14 protein-coding genes are annotated in these 14,798 nt (G+C 62.3%); 7 read left to right on the top strand and 7 right to left on the bottom strand.

What is annotated here, in order from left to right:
* Positions 1-31: 31 nt before the first annotated feature.
* Positions 32-1,060 (bottom strand): amino acid ABC transporter substrate-binding protein, encoded by a 1,029-nt coding sequence (locus tag M2D63_RS16255; RefSeq protein WP_285863969.1) that lies wholly within the window; start codon positions 1,058-1,060, stop codon positions 32-34.
* 336 nt (positions 1,061-1,396) lie between these two features.
* Here M2D63_RS16255 and M2D63_RS16250 point away from each other — a divergent pair, with 336 nt between their 5' ends.
* The 5 genes from M2D63_RS16250 (at position 1,397) to M2D63_RS16230 (ending at position 6,539) form a co-directional block, all read left to right on the top strand.
* Positions 1,397-2,053 carry an alpha/beta hydrolase gene (locus tag M2D63_RS16250; protein ID WP_285863968.1) on the top strand — a complete coding sequence of 219 codons (657 nt, stop codon included), beginning with the start codon at positions 1,397-1,399 and terminating at the stop codon, positions 2,051-2,053.
* A 98-nt stretch (positions 2,054-2,151) separates the two neighbouring features.
* Entirely contained in the window at positions 2,152-3,591 is a 1,440-nt protein-coding gene (rhlB, locus tag M2D63_RS16245; protein WP_285863967.1) for an ATP-dependent RNA helicase RhlB, read from the top strand.
* A gap of 155 nt (positions 3,592-3,746) precedes the next feature.
* The gene (locus M2D63_RS16240; protein WP_285863966.1) at positions 3,747-4,697 is read left to right on the top strand and encodes an ornithine cyclodeaminase family protein; all 951 of its coding nucleotides are present in this window, start codon (positions 3,747-3,749) and stop codon (positions 4,695-4,697) included.
* A 10-nt stretch (positions 4,698-4,707) separates the two neighbouring features.
* Positions 4,708-5,838 (top strand): FAD-binding oxidoreductase, encoded by a 1,131-nt coding sequence (locus tag M2D63_RS16235; RefSeq protein WP_285863965.1) that lies wholly within the window; start codon positions 4,708-4,710, stop codon positions 5,836-5,838.
* Between the two features lie 74 nt (positions 5,839-5,912).
* On the top strand, positions 5,913-6,539 hold the full coding sequence (locus M2D63_RS16230) for a transcriptional regulator (RefSeq protein WP_285863964.1): 627 nt from the start codon (positions 5,913-5,915) through the stop codon (positions 6,537-6,539).
* Between the two features lie 27 nt (positions 6,540-6,566).
* Here M2D63_RS16230 and M2D63_RS16225 read toward each other — a convergent pair whose 3' ends face one another.
* The 6 genes from M2D63_RS16225 to M2D63_RS16200 form a co-directional block, all read right to left on the bottom strand.
* The gene (locus M2D63_RS16225) at positions 6,567-7,343 is read right to left on the bottom strand and encodes an ABC transporter substrate-binding protein (RefSeq protein ID WP_285863963.1); all 777 of its coding nucleotides are present in this window, start codon (positions 7,341-7,343) and stop codon (positions 6,567-6,569) included.
* Between the two features lie 285 nt (positions 7,344-7,628).
* Entirely contained in the window at positions 7,629-8,075 is a 447-nt protein-coding gene (gene moaE / locus M2D63_RS16220; RefSeq protein ID WP_285863962.1) for a molybdopterin synthase catalytic subunit MoaE, read from the bottom strand.
* A 2-nt stretch (positions 8,076-8,077) separates the two neighbouring features.
* Positions 8,078-8,323 carry a MoaD/ThiS family protein gene (locus M2D63_RS16215; RefSeq protein WP_285863961.1) on the bottom strand — a complete coding sequence of 82 codons (246 nt, stop codon included), beginning with the start codon at positions 8,321-8,323 and terminating at the stop codon, positions 8,078-8,080.
* On the bottom strand, positions 8,320-8,793 hold the full coding sequence (gene moaC, locus M2D63_RS16210) for a cyclic pyranopterin monophosphate synthase MoaC (RefSeq protein WP_285863960.1): 474 nt from the start codon (positions 8,791-8,793) through the stop codon (positions 8,320-8,322). Before moaC ends, M2D63_RS16215 begins: the two co-directional genes overlap by 4 nt.
* Before the next feature lie 96 nt (positions 8,794-8,889).
* On the bottom strand, positions 8,890-10,284 hold the full coding sequence (locus M2D63_RS16205) for a PhoH family protein (RefSeq protein WP_285863959.1): 1,395 nt from the start codon (positions 10,282-10,284) through the stop codon (positions 8,890-8,892).
* Positions 10,285-10,622: 338 nt separating this feature from the next.
* Positions 10,623-11,750 carry a polysaccharide deacetylase family protein gene (locus tag M2D63_RS16200; RefSeq protein WP_285863958.1) on the bottom strand — a complete coding sequence of 376 codons (1,128 nt, stop codon included), beginning with the start codon at positions 11,748-11,750 and terminating at the stop codon, positions 10,623-10,625.
* Between the two features lie 134 nt (positions 11,751-11,884).
* On the opposite strand from M2D63_RS16200, the gene yaaA reads away from it, so the two are divergent.
* Entirely contained in the window at positions 11,885-12,664 is a 780-nt protein-coding gene (gene yaaA, locus M2D63_RS16195; protein WP_285863957.1) for a peroxide stress protein YaaA, read from the top strand.
* Between the two features lie 812 nt (positions 12,665-13,476).
* Entirely contained in the window at positions 13,477-14,793 is a 1,317-nt protein-coding gene (locus M2D63_RS16190; RefSeq protein WP_285863956.1) for a nucleotide sugar dehydrogenase, read from the top strand.
* Positions 14,794-14,798 lie beyond the last annotated feature (5 nt).

Below are 14,798 nucleotides of genomic sequence, written 5' to 3'. Positions count from 1 at the left end.
CGGCGGCCCATTGCCGCCGCAGGTGCAGCCATCAGCGCACAGGCGGTGCGTACTGGATGCCGCCGTTGTTCCACAGGGCGTTCAGACCACGGTCGATCTGCAGTGGGGTCTCCTTGCCGAGGTTCTTCTCGAACACCTCGCCGTAGTTGCCGACCTGCTTGACGATCTTCACCACCCAGTCCTTCGGCAGTTTCAGGTCCTTGCCGTATTCGCCGTCGGCACCGAGCATGCGCGCCACGTCAGGGTTCTTGGTGGACTTGGCTTCAGCCTCGACGTTCTTGGAGTTGATGCCCATCTCTTCGGCATTGAGCATGGCGAACAGGGTCCACTTGACGATGCTGAACCACTCTTCGTCGCCTTTGCGCACCACCGGGCCCAGGGGCTCCTTGGAAATGGTTTCCGGCAGTACCACATAGTCGGCTGGCGCGGCCAACTTGGAGCGCTGTGCGTACAGCTGCGACTTGTCGGAAGTCAGCACGTCGCAACGGCCGGATTCCAGCGACTTGGCGCTTTCGTCGGAGGTGTCGAAGGTGATCGGGGTGTACTTCAGGCCATTGGCGCGGAAGTAGTCGGAGACGTTGAGTTCGGTGGTGGTACCGGCCTGGATGCAGATGGTTGCGCCGTCGAGCTCCTTGGCGCTGGATACGCCCAGCTTCTTGTTGACCAGGAAACCGATGCCGTCGTAGTAGGTAACACCGGCGAACACCAGGCCCATGCCGGCGTCGCGGGAGCTGGTCCAGGTGGTGTTGCGCGACAGCACGTCGACTTCACCGGACTGCAGCGCGGTGAAGCGCTCCTTGGCGTTGAGCTGGCTGAACTTGACCTTGGTGGCATCGCCGAACACCGCTGCGGCTACCGCGCGGCAGACGTCTGCGTCGATGCCGACGATGGTGCCCTTGGCATCCGGTACCGAGAACCCCGGGAGGCCGTCGCTGACACCACACTGGACGAATCCCTTCTTCTGTACCGCATCCAGGGTTGCGCCCGCCTGTGCCAGACCACTGATACCCAGTGCGGTAGCAGCGGTAACCACTGCCAGGGTGGATTTCAACATCTTCATTCAAACCTCCAGTTTTGCTCTTGTTGTATTGAGCCGGAATTGCACCGCACCCTTATGAGGCGCATCCGACCCGTGTTGGCTTGTTTTTGGGTCAATTGGCGCAATGCGCTGTTCTGTGACAGCCTTGGGAATCGCTAACGGGTGTTACCGTCCAAAACGTGTAACCTCGCATCGGAATGTTCATAGCAAAGCGCGTACCACAGTCAGAGGCTTAAGCGTTTCAGTGCGCGTCAAGCAATAAAGTTTCAGCCGTGCGACATCTTTTTCTTTGTTTCACCCGGCGCGCCTTGTTTTCATGCACTCGATCAACTATGTGCGCACTCTTTCGGAGCAGTCATGACCAACCCGCTGATTCTCGAACCACAAAACACCGCCGATGCCTGTGTCATCTGGTTGCATGGCCTGGGGGCCGATCGCTACGACTTCCTGCCGGTGGCCGAGGCCCTGCAGGGTGGACTGCTGAGTACCCGTTTCGTCATGCCACAGGCGCCAACCCGCCCTGTTACCATCAATGGCGGGTACGAAATGCCCAGCTGGTACGACATCAAGGCCATGACCCCGGCGCGGGCCATCGACCAGGACCAGCTCGAAGCCTCGGCCGACCAGGTCATCGCCCTGATCAAGGCCGAACAGGCCAAGGGCATCAGCCTCTCGCGGATCTTCCTCGCCGGTTTCTCCCAGGGCGGCGCGGTGGTGCTGCACACCGCCTATATAAAGTGGCAAGAGGCCCTGGGCGGCGTGCTGGCCTTGTCGACCTATGCACCGACCTTTGCCGACGACACCCAACTGACCGCCTGCCAGCAACGCACCCCAGCCCTGTGCCTGCACGGCGTGCACGACCCGGTGGTGATCCCGTCCATGGGCCGCACCGCGTTCGAACACCTCAAGCGCTGGGGCGTCGACGCCAACTGGCAGGAGTACCCCATGGAGCACGAAGTGCTGCAGGAGGAGATCCAGGACATCTACAACTGGCTGAGCAAGCAGCTGCGCTGAAGGCAGCGCTGTAGTTGTCGGTGCAATCCACTACGCCGCGCCCGAATCTTGCTTTACACTGCCCGGCGTACATTCCTTAACCAATTGATGAGATGACCGTGCTCAAAGCACTCAAGAAGATGTTCGGCAAGAGCGAGGCTGAGCAACTCGCCCCCGAAGCCGCCGCCCCTGTGACGCCGCCACCGGCGCCGGCCCAGGCCCAGGCCCCTGCCCCGGCCGCCCCGCTCACTGCCGAGACCGAGGCAGCCAAGCCTGCACGCGCCGAAAAGCCTGCCGAGCCCAAGCCGCGCCGGGAGCGCAAGCCAAAACCGGCAGCCTCCACCTGGAAGCTGGAAGATTTCGTGGTCGAGCCCCAGGAAGGCAAGACCCGGTTCCATGACTTCAAGCTCTCGCCAGAGCTGATGCATGCGATCCACGACCTGGGCTTCCCGTACTGCACGCCGATCCAGGCCCAGGTGCTGGGCTACACCCTGCGTGGCAAGGACGCCATCGGCCGGGCCCAGACCGGCACCGGCAAGACCGCGGCCTTCCTGATTTCGATCATCACCCAGCTGCAGCAGACCCCGCCGCCCAAAGAGCGCTACATGGGCGAGCCACGGGCGCTGATCATCGCCCCGACCCGCGAACTGGTGGTGCAGATCGCCAAGGACGCCGCGGCGCTGACCAAATACACCGGTCTGAACGTGATGACCTTCGTCGGCGGCATGGACTTCGACAAGCAGCTCAAGGCCCTCGAAGCCCGTCACTGTGACATCCTGGTGGCCACCCCAGGCCGCCTGCTGGACTTCAACCAGCGCGGCGAAGCCCACCTGGACATGGTCGAGGTGCTGGTGCTGGACGAAGCCGACCGCATGCTCGACATGGGCTTCATCCCCCAGGTCCGGCAGATCATCCGCCAGACGCCACCCAAGAGCGAACGCCAGACCCTGCTGTTCTCCGCCACCTTCACCGACGACGTGATGAACCTGGCCAAGCAGTGGACCACTGACCCTGCCATCGTCGAGATCGAGCCGGAGAACGTGGCCAGCGAAACGGTCGAGCAGCACGTCTATGCCGTGGCCGGCAGCGACAAGTACAAACTGCTGTACAACCTGGTGACCGAAAACAAGTGGGAACGGGTGATCGTCTTCGCCAACCGCAAGGATGAAGTGCGACGCATCGAAGAACGCCTGGTGCGTGACGGCGTCAATGCCGCCCAATTGTCGGGCGACGTGCCCCAGCACAAGCGCATCAAGACCCTGGAAAACTTCCGCGAAGGGCGCATCACCGTGCTGGTCGCCACCGACGTGGCCGGTCGTGGCATCCATATCGACGGCATCAGCCATGTGATCAACTTCACCCTGCCGGAAGATCCGGACGACTACGTTCACCGTATTGGTCGTACCGGTCGCGCCGGTACCAGCGGCGTGTCGATCAGCTTCGCCGGTGAGGACGACTCCTACCAGTTGCCGGCCATCGAAGAACTGCTGGGCCGCAAGATCAGCTGCGAGATGCCGCCAACCGAGTTGCTCAAAGCGGTACCGCGCAAGCATCACTGATCGCGGGTCACCAACAAAAGGCATCGCGGGACAAGCCCGCTCCTACGGTAGGAGCGGGCTTGCCCCGCGATGCTTTTTGCATTTTCGGATCGGCTGATATTGCCCAAATAAACAAAAAGTCCATAATAGACAAAATAGTTCATTTGGAGTTTCGCATGTCCGCGCCTCTCGTCATCGATCAACAGCTCGCCCGCCAACTGCTCGCCCAGGTGGATGTTCCGCAGATCCTGCGCAACCTGTTCCGTGATCTTGCCGCCGGACAAGCGGTGCAACCGCCCCAGCAACTGGTGGAATTTCCCCAGGGCCAGGGCGACTTCATCAACTATGGCGGCGTGCTGGCCAACGAGCGCGTCTATGGCTTGAAGACCTCGCCCTACATCGTCCGCGAGCAGGGCCCACTGGTGACCGCCTGGACCCTGCTGATGTCCATGGACAGCGGCCAGCCGCTGCTGCTGTGCGACGCCGGCGAGCTGACCACCGCGCGCACCGCCGCCGCCACCGCCGTGGCCGTCGACAGCCTGGCCCCGGCCAGCGCCCGGCGCCTGTGCGTGATCGGCAGCGGTCCGATTGCCCGCGCCCACCTGCACTACATCCGCAGCCTGCGCGACTGGCAGGACATCCGCCTGTTCTCGGCCAACCTGGCCCAGCACACCGACGAACAGCGCCAGGCCCTGCGCGACCTCGACCCACGCCTGGCCCTCAGCGACAGCCTCGAGCAGGCGACCGATGACGCCGATGTGATCCTGCTGTGCACCTCGTCGCCGAGCCCGGTCATCGACCCGCGCACCTTGAGCAAGCCGGCACTGATCACCTCGATCAGCACCAATGCCGTGCGCGCCCACGAAATTCCACCCGCCTGCCTTGGCGAAATGGAGGTGTATTGCGACTACCGGGTAACCACCCCGGGCAGCGCCGGTGAAATGCGCATCGCCGCCGAACAGCACGGCTGGCAGCCCGAGGCGATTGTCGGCGACCTCGCGCAACTGGTCAGCGGCCAGGCGCCTGCTCCGAGCTACCAGCGCCACGCCTTCTTCCGCTCCATCGGCCTGGGGCTGGAAGACATCGCCCTGGCCAATGCGCTGTACCAACTGCAGCGCAAGCGCTGAGGAGAGACTCATGCAACAGGCTGACTACATCATCATCGGTGCCGGCATCGCCGGCGCCTCCACCGGCTACTGGCTGGCGGCCCATGGCCGGGTAGTGCTGCTCGAACGCGAAGCGCAACCCGGCTATCACTCCACTGGCCGTTCGGCAGCGCTCTACACCGCCGCCTACGGCACCCCCCAGGTGCGCGCCCTGACCCTGGCCAGCCGCGACTTCTTCGATCACCCGCCGGCAGGCTTTGCCGAGCATCCGCTGTTGACGCCGCGTGGGGAAATGACCGTGGACTTCAACGGCGACCCGCAGGAACTGCAACGCCAGTACCAGAGCGCCAAAGCCTGTGTGCCCCAGGTCGAACTGCTCGACGCCGACCAGGCCTGCGCGCGCCTGCCGGTGCTGCGCCGCGAAAAAGTGCATGGCGCACTCTATGATCCGAGCGCCAGCGACATCGACACCGACGCCCTGCACCAGGGCTACCTGCGCGGCATCCGCCGCCAGCAGGGCGAAGTGCACAGCGATTGCGAAGTGCAGCGCCTGGAGCGCGATGCCGATGGCCACTGGCAGGTGCATACCAACCGCGGCAGCTTCAGCGCCCCCGTGCTGATCAACGCCGCCGGTGCCTGGGCCGACCAGATCGGCGCCTTGGCCGGCGCCCAACCCCTGGGCCTGCAACCCAAGCGCCGTGCCGCCTTTATCTTTGCCGGCCCCGAAGGTATCGACAGCCATGCCTGGCCGATGTTGGTCAGCCTCGACGAGTCGTTCTACATGAAGCCCGACGCCGGCATGCTGCTCGGCTCGCCGGCCAATGCCGACCCGGTCGAGCCTCATGACGTGCAGGCCGAGGAGCTGGACATCGCCATGGGCATCTACCAGATCGAGGAAGCCACCACCCTGAGCATCCGCCGCCCTACCCGTACCTGGGCCGGTTTGCGCAGCTTCGTCAGCGACGGCGACCTGGTGGCCGGTTTCGACCCACAAGTACCAGGCCTGTTCTGGGTCGCGGCGCAAGGCGGCTACGGCATCCAGACCTCGCCGGCCATGGGCCAGGCCAGCGCCGCCCTGGTGCGCGGCCAGGCGCTGGGCGAGCACCTCGAAGGCTTCGGCCTGAGCGCCGAGGCGCTGTCGCCCCGCCGCCTGCAGGGATGACGCACCGCCGCGATTGCGGCACACTCGCAGCGCCCTTGAAACAAGGGCGCTGACACCGCCTGGAGCCTGCCTGAATGTCGCTACCCCGCCCCGATCCTGCCCTGGACAACTACCGGGCCATCGCCGATGCCATCGCCACCCTGTTCTTCCCCCACGCCGAGGTGGTGCTGCACGACCTGCGCAGCCAGAAGATCGACTACATCGCCAACAACCTGTCCAAGCGCGAGATCGGTGACGATGCGGCGCTGGAGGACATGCTCGAGACCGGTAGCGAGGAAACCAACATCGGCCCCTACGAAAAGCTCAACTGGGACGGGCAGAAGATCCGTTCGCTGAGCACGGTGCTGCGCGACGGCGCCGGCAAGCCGGTTGCGGTGCTGTGCATCAACCTGAATATTTCCCTGTTCGAGAACGCCCGGGCGGCGCTGGAGCTGTTCCTCTCGCCCAACCGGCTGATCCCGCAGCCCGATGCGCTGTTTCGCGACGACTGGCAGGAGCGCATCAATACCTTCCTCAACAGCTGGCTGCGCCAGCGCCAGTTGAGCCTGAATGTACTGACCCGCGACCACAAGCGCGAGCTGGTGCTGGCCCTGCACGCCGAGGGCGCGTTCAAGGGCAAGAGTGCGGCCAATTACGTGGCCAATGTGCTGGGGATGGGGCGGGCGACGGTGTACAAGCACCTGAAGGAACTCAAGGCCTGAAAGCGCTTCAGGCCTTGAGCCGGGCGATCAGTCGCCGTAGATGTCGGTCTTGAAGTACTTGGACTGGATCTTCTGGTATTCGCCGTTGGCGCGAATGGCATCGATGGCATTGTTCAACTGGCTGACCAGCTCGGCATTGCCCTTGCGCACGGCGATCCCGGCGCCTTCACCGACGTATTTCGGGTCCTTGAGCTCCGGGCCGACGAAGGCATAATCGGCGCCCCGCGGCATGGACAGGAAGTCGTCCAGCGGGATGGTATCGGCGAAGATCGCATCCACCCGTCCGGACGCCAGGTCCATGTAGATTTCTTCGTTGTTGCTGTAGCGCTTGATGGTGATGCCCTTGGGCTCCATCACCTCGGTGGCGTAGCGATCGGTGGTGGTGGCGCGCTGCACGCCCACGGTCTTGCCCTTGAGGCTGGCGTACTGGTCATCGACCACCGCGCCTTTCTTCATCACCAGCCGCGACGAAGTGAAGTAGTACTTGTGGGTGAAATCCACCGATTTCTTACGGTCCTCGTTGATGGTCATCGACGACAGCGCGGCGTCGATCTTCTTCACCTTCAGCGAAGGAATCAGGCCGTCGAACTCCACCTCTTTCCACTCGCACTTGACCTGCATCTGCGCGCACAAGGCATTGCCGATGTCGTAGTCGAAACCGACGATCTCGCCCTTGTCGGTCTTCGAGGCAAAGGGTGGGTAGGCGGCTTCGATGCCAATACGCAAGGTTTTCTCGGCGGCGAACAGATTGCTGCTGGCCAGGAGGCTCAGGACCAGACCGCTGATCAGGGTGGACTTCTTCATGAGGGTCTCTCTCGCTCGTTATTGGAGGTGTGTTGCAAGACAGAAGAAAGGAATGGCAAGGCGTTTTGTACTTTGAAATCCATACTGGACTTTTCTGTACGAAAACTCAACAGCGGAATTCAAGCACATCGGGATCGCACTGTGGGAGCTGTGGGAGCTGTGGGAGCTGGCGAAGCCTGCGATCGAGCGCGCAGCGCTCGTGATCCTTAGATTGTGTCAGTGCTAGCCTCTCGCAGGCTTCGCCAGCTCCCACAAAGACAATCGCTCCTGCAGGAGCCGGGTCAATTACCAGCGCCCTGCCGCGTCCTCGTCGCTCTGCTTGCCCTCGACCCAGCGGTCCCCCGCTGCGGTCTGTTCCTTCTTCCAGAACGGCGCCCGGGTCTTGAGGTAGTCCATGATGAAATTGCAGGCGTCGAACGCCGCCTGGCGATGGGCGCTGGCCACGCCGACAAAGACGATCGGCTCGCCGGGCTCCAGCGCGCCGATGCGGTGCAGCACCTCGACCTTGAGCAGCGGCCAGCGCTGCTCGGCCTCGACCACGATCTTGGCCAGGGCTTTCTCGGTCATCCCCGGATAGTGTTCCAGGAACATCCCCGCCACCTCCAGGCCATCGTTGAAATCACGCACGTAGCCGACGAAGCTGACCACCGCCCCCACACCAACGTTGGCGGCATGCATGGCGTTGACCTCGGTGCCTGGATCGAATGCCGCTTGCTGTACGCGTACCGCCATGCTCAACCTCCGGTCACGGGTGGGAAAAAGGCAATCTCATCGCCCTCCTCCAGCGCTTCATCGAGCTTGCACAGCTCCTCGTTACGCGCACACATCAGATTCTGCTCGGCCAGCACCGCATAGTCCCCGCCCTTGGCCACCAGGGCCTGGCGCACGTCGTCGAGCACGGCAAAACTCCCCTCGAGACGCTCGCTGTCGAGCCCCAGCAGTTCGCGATAACGGGCGAAATACATGACCTTGACCTTCATTCGCCCTCCACCTTGTAATGACCGCTCTTGCCACCGGTCTTCTCCAGCAGGCGCACCTGCTCGATGACCATGCCCTTGTCCACGGCCTTGCACATGTCATAGATGGTCAGCGCCGCGACGCTGGCAGCAGTCAGTGCCTCCATCTCCACCCCGGTCTGCCCGGCCAGTTTGCAGCGGGCGAGGATACGCACGGCATCCTGCCCGTCGGCGGTCAGCTCGACCTTGACGCTGGTGAGCATCAGCGGGTGACACAGCGGGATCAGGTCGCTGGTTTTCTTCGCTGCCTGGATGCCGGCAATACGCGCCACGGCGAACACATCCCCCTTGGGGTGCTCGCCGTCGACAATCATTTGCAGGGTTTGCGGGAGCATGCGCACCCGCGCTTCGGCCACGGCCTCGCGCGCCGTCACGGCTTTTTCGGTGACGTCGACCATATTGGCCCGACCTTGGGAATCGAGATGAGTCAGCACAGCTCTGCTCCTGTGAAGGGAGCACAGAGTGTAAACCCAAGGGTCAGGTTTTCGCAGCGAAAAAACCGGGCGGCAGGGCCGCCCGGTGACTGGTGGTTACAGGTGCGATTCGGCGTATTCGGCCAGGATCGACCGCGGCACGCCCTGCAGGGTGATGTGCACGCCGTTGGGGAAGTCCTTGAAGCGCTCGGTCAGGTAGGTCAGGCCCGAGCTGGTAGCGGACAGGTAGGGGGTGTCGATCTGCGCCAGGTTGCCCAGGCAGATCACCTTGGAACCGGCACCGGCACGGGTGATGATGGTTTTCATCTGGTGCGGGGTGAGGTTCTGGCACTCGTCGATCAGGATCAGGCTCTGCTGGAAGCTGCGACCGCGAATGTAGTTCAGGGATTTGAACTGCAGCGGTACGCGTTCGAGGATGTAGTCGACGCTGCCATGGGTGCTTTCATCATCCATGTGCAAGGCTTCGAGGTTGTCGGTGATCGCCCCGAGCCAGGGCTCCATTTTTTCCGCCTCGGTGCCCGGCAAAAAGCCGATCTCCTGGTCCAGCCCCTGCACGCTGCGGGTGGCGATGATGCGCCGGTAGCGCTTGCTGACCATGGTCTGCTCGATGGCGGCGGCCAGGGCCAGGATGGTCTTGCCGGAGCCGGCGGCGCCGGTCAGGTTGACCAGGTGGATGTCCGGATCGAGCAGGGCGAACAGCGCCAGGCTCTGGTGGATGTCGCGCGGTTTCAGGCCCCAGGCTTCCTGGTGCAGCAGCGGTTCCTGGTGCAGGTCGAGCAGCAGCAGTTCGTCGTCCTTGATGCCCTTGATCCAGCCGACGAAGCCCTGCTCGTCGATGATGAACTCGTTGATGTGCACCGCCGGCAGGTTGTCGATCATTTGCACCCGATGCCAGGTGCGACCATGGTCCTGGCGGGTCTCGACCTTGCTGACCCGGTCCCAGAACGATCCGGTGACGCTGTGATAGCCCTTGGACAGCAGGGAAACGTCGTCAACCAGTTGGTCGGTGCTGTAGTCCTCGGCCGCGATCCCGCAGGCGCGGGCCTTGAGGCGCATGTTGATGTCTTTGGTCACCAGCACCACGTCCAGGTCCTTGCGCCGGCTACGCAGCTCAAGCAACTGGTTGATGATGATGTTGTCGTTGAGAGTCTCCGGCAGCAGGCGGTGCGGCTCGTTGCGCGGACTCATCAGGATCGACAGCAAGCCCTTGGGCCCGCTCTTGCCCCGCTGGATCGGCACGCCCTGCTCGACATCGGCAGGCGAGGCATCGCCCAGGGTCTGGTCGATCAGGCGGATGGCCTGGCGACATTCGGCGGCGACGGTGTGCTTGCCGGTCTTGAGTTTGTCGAGCTCCTCCAGCACCGTCATCGGTATGGCGACGTGGTGCTCCTCGAAATTGAGCAAGGCGTTGGGATCGTGGATCAGTACATTGGTATCGAGCACATACAGGATTGGCTTGTGGGAGGAAGTGGTGCGTCCTTGGTCATCCATACTCGGTCACCTTTGTCGGGGCCTGACGACGCAATACCAAAACGGTGCTGCGCCGAGAAGTGGCCGCCGTTCTCCCCTGTACCGCGTCGTTACGGTCGGGAAGCTCCCACAGATCAAGGTGCCCAGTGACGCCACCTGTGCTGCAGGGTTCGGCGGTCTGTCTTCTTGATACCGCAAAACCCATTACCGAAAAAAGCATTTTTACGCATTTTTGAAGTTTATTTTTCGCCATGACAAATAGCCCTTGGCGCAGGGCCAATGCACCGCTACAGTCATAAATCAGGCCCTGTGAATTGCATGTAACTTTTTCTTGCTGAGTAACCTTTCCACTCGTTATTTCAGCTTTTGCCGACAAAATGCCGGCAATCTTCCCAACCAATCCCCGTCTGCGCCGTGCGCTTGAGCAACCAGGCCACGGCTTCCTGCGCCTTGGGTTGGCCATCATGAAACTGGATCACGCCACGTCGCCACAGCAGCATCAGGGTCAGCACCCGCTGCGCCGATTGTTCGGCACTTAACCCGCCCTGGTCCTGTGCATCGATATTCCACAGCACCACTTGCAAGCCCTGGCTGGCGAAGAACCCCTGGCTGTCGGCCCGACGCTGGCCATAGGGTGGCCTGAACATCGGCACATACTGCTCGGGCAGGTCCGCCTGAACCCGCGCCTGGCTGCGCAGCACCGAGTCCTGCCAGTCCTGCCACTGCCCGTGGGAGCGGTATTGCCAGCCTTGGATGCCCACGCACTGGCCACGGTAGAGCGTGCGCAGATCGGCCAGCGAAGTCTTGTCGCGGCGCGTCTGCAGGCTGTTGCCGAGCACGAAGAAGGTGGCCGCGAGCTTTTGCCGACGCAGGTAGTCGGTCAGCCTATCGGTACTGCCGCCGATCGCCCCCGGTCCCGAGTCGAAGGTCAGCATGAACAGCCGGTCGTTGAGCTCGTCGCCGCTGCGCTCCTGGTCCGAATAGCGCTCAATCTCGCTGGCGGTCTGCGGGAACAGCGCGGCCTTGCGCAGCAGCTCATTGAGGTACAGCGTGTGAAACTCGCTGGCGGGCCCGGCCCAACCGGCATAGAAGGAGTCACCGGCCACCACGAACTTCACCGCCTGCTGGCGCAATTCGGCCTGACCATCGATGGCATAGCAGAACGAGGCATCCTGGTCGCAACTTTGCTGCGCCAGCGCGTAGTTGCGCCACAACTGTTGCCACAGGCGCTGGCGCACCTGGTTGATCGATACCAGGTTGATCTGCCGCAGCCCCAGGCGCGCGGCCAGGGTCGGTTCATCCAGCGCCTCGCTGGCCTGCAGGGCGTGGGCAAAGCCAAGGATCTCGGCACGCGAGGCGACATCGAACAGGGCCGGGCTGTCGAGCTGCTCCGGCCAGTGGCTACGGTCGAACGTCGCCAGCGGCAGCGGCGCGGCGTGGGCGGCAAGGCTCAACAGCCCGCTCAGAAATACAAAGGCAATGCGCACGATCGGGCTCCCCGGTTTCCTCGCCGCGCACTATAGCGTCAAGCGTCGGGATGGTCTGTGGCTATCGACGTCATAGCTGGAGATCACAGCCCCCGCCCCGTAGAATCGCCCCCACGATTTCAGGAGCCCGACCGATGCTGACGGTGATTTCCCCCGCCAAGACCCTCGACTACGACACCCCGCCCGTGACCCAGCGCTACACCCAGCCGCAGTACCTGGACGACTCCCAGGAGCTGATCGTGCAACTGCGCGAACTGTCGCCGGCGCAGATCAGCGAGCTGATGCACCTCTCCGACAAGCTTGCCGGCCTCAACGCAGCGCGCTTCGGCAGCTGGACCCCGGCCTTCACCCCGGACAACGCCAAGCAGGCGTTGCTGGCGTTCAAGGGTGACGTCTACACCGGGCTCGATGCCGAAACCCTCAGCGAAGACGACTTCAGCTACGCCCAGGACCACCTGCGCATGCTCTCGGGCCTGTACGGCCTGCTGCGCCCGCTGGACCTGATGCAGCCCTACCGCCTGGAAATGGGCACCAAGCTGGCCAACGCCCGCGGCAAGGACCTGTACGCCTTCTGGGGCACGCGCATCAGCGAATGGCTGAACCAGGCCCTGGCCGACCAGGGCGACGACCTGCTGCTCAACCTCGCCAGCAACGAGTACTTCAGCGCGGTCAAGCGCAGCGCCTTGAAGGCGCGGATCATCAACACCGAGTTCCGCGACTTCAAGAACGGCCAATACAAGATCATCAGCTTCTACGCCAAGAAAGCCCGCGGGATGATGAGCCGCTTCGTGATCCAGGAGCGCATCAATGACCCCGAGCGGCTCAAGCAGTTCGATGTGCAGGGCTACTACTACAGTGCCGAGCAGTCGAAGCCGGACAACCTGGTGTTCCTGCGCGATCATCCGGAGGAATAATACCTACCTGTAGGAGCGGCGGTGCGACGACTCGACTTGCCCCGCGATCAGATGCGTGGACGTTGCCCGCCTCATCGCGGGTCAAGCCCGCTCCTACAGAACCCGTGAAAACGCCAATTTTATGGCGCCATAAATTCGCCAACATCTCTTTTATTGCAAAACGCCATAACCCCCGCCCGTAATTTTTTGACGAATTTCGAAAAATTTTTTCGATACTGGCACAAAAATATCCCTCCCCGAGTTCGTCCTTTATATACAGGGATGAAACTAGCCCGTGCCATCAAAGTGGAAGTAATGGCACTTGAAAAAATATTTAAAAATCTTTCACGGTCGCCGAACCCGCCTCGGAACTTATCCCCTCGACCATCGCTCATAGCACCCGTAACGATTCTCCAGCCCAGTGTGAGAGATGACCTACAACACTGCTGGAACTGCACAACGGTTGTGCACCCAGCAACTTTTGACTTGAGTGTCGACGACTGAAGCCCAGTCGAACCCAGGAGATACGCGCCCGACAGAATCGTCCTAGTGGTTGATTTCAAAGGATTTTATCCACTTGAAAGAGCAAGCACTGCAGCGCCGGAGAACCGGTCTGCAATAAAGACGGCTGCAGTAAAGGGCACGCCATTAATTATTGGATATTAACTGCCAATATTGAGTGCAGCGTATTTCGCACTCCACATTTATATGCCTGCGCACGGTGAAGTGACATCTTCTTGCCACTAACTCCGCTCGCCCAGACATTGCTGGTTAATCAACCCGGCCTGGCTCTGCTAGTTGAGTCGGCATGATAAACACATGAGGTGATAGCGATGCGTATCAGCATCTTTGGTTTGGGTTATGTAGGTGCAGTCTGTGCAGGCTGCCTGTCCGCACGGGGTCACGAAGTGATTGGCGTGGATGTGTCCAGGACCAAGATCGACCTGATCAACCAGGGCAAGTCGCCCATTGTCGAACCCGGGCTTGAAGCGCTCCTGCAGCAGGGCATCGCCACCGGCCGCCTGCGCGGCACCACCGACTTCGCCGCGGCCATCCGCGACAGCGACCTGTCGATGATCTGCGTCGGTACGCCGAGCAAGAAGAACGGCGACCTGGGCCTGGAGTACATCGAGTCGGTGTGCCGTGAAATCGGCCTGGTGTTGCGCGAAAAAGCCAGCCGCCACACCATCGTGGTGCGCAGCACCGTATTGCCGGGCACCGTCAAGAACGTGGTCATCCCGATCCTCGAAGACTGCTCGGGGAAAAAGGCCGGCGTCGATTTCGGCGTGGCGGTCAACCCGGAATTCCTGCGCGAAAGTACCGCGATCAAGGACTACGACCAGCCGCCGATGACTGTCATCGGTGAACTGGACACCGCCAGCGGCGACATTCTGCAATCGCTGTACGAAGAGCTCGATGCGCCGATCATCCGCAAGGCCATCGAAGTGGCCGAAATGATCAAGTACACCTGCAACGTCTGGCACGCGGCCAAAGTGACCTTCGCCAACGAGATCGGCAACATCGCCAAAGCGGTCGGCGTCGATGGCCGCGACGTGATGGACGTGGTCTGCCAGGACAAGACCCTGAACCTGTCGCAGTACTACATGCGCCCGGGCTTCGCCTTCGGCGGCTCGTGCCTGCCCAAGGACGTGCGCGCCCTGACCTACCGCGCCAGCAGCCTGGACGTGAAGGCGCCGCTGCTCAACTCGCTGATGACCAGCAACGAGTCCCAGGTGCAGAACGCCTTCGACATCATCGAAAGCCACGACAAGCGCAAGATCGCCCTGCTCGGCCTGAGCTTCAAGGCCGGCACTGACGATCTGCGCGAAAGCCCCCTGGTGGAACTGGCCGAACGCCTGATCGGCAAGGGCTACGAGCTGAACATCTACGACAGCAACGTCGAGTACGCCCGTGTCCATGGGGCCAACAAGGACTACATCGAGTCGAAGATCCCGCACGTCTCGTCGCTGCTCAATGCCGATTTCGACCAGGTCATCCACCACGCCGACGTGATCGTACTGGGCAACCGCGACGAGAAGTTCCGCGCCCTCGCCCAGCAAGCCCCTGAAGGCAAGCAGGTCATCGACCTGGTCGGCTTCATGAGCAAGGCCACTTCCCCGGCCACCCGCACCGAAGGCATCTGCTGGTAAGCCGG

The organism is Pseudomonas sp. BJa5 (assembly GCF_030272875.2).
In the GTDB taxonomy this organism is placed as follows: domain Bacteria; phylum Pseudomonadota; class Gammaproteobacteria; order Pseudomonadales; family Pseudomonadaceae; genus Aquipseudomonas.
This window is presented reverse-complemented; position numbering and strand designations above follow the sequence as displayed.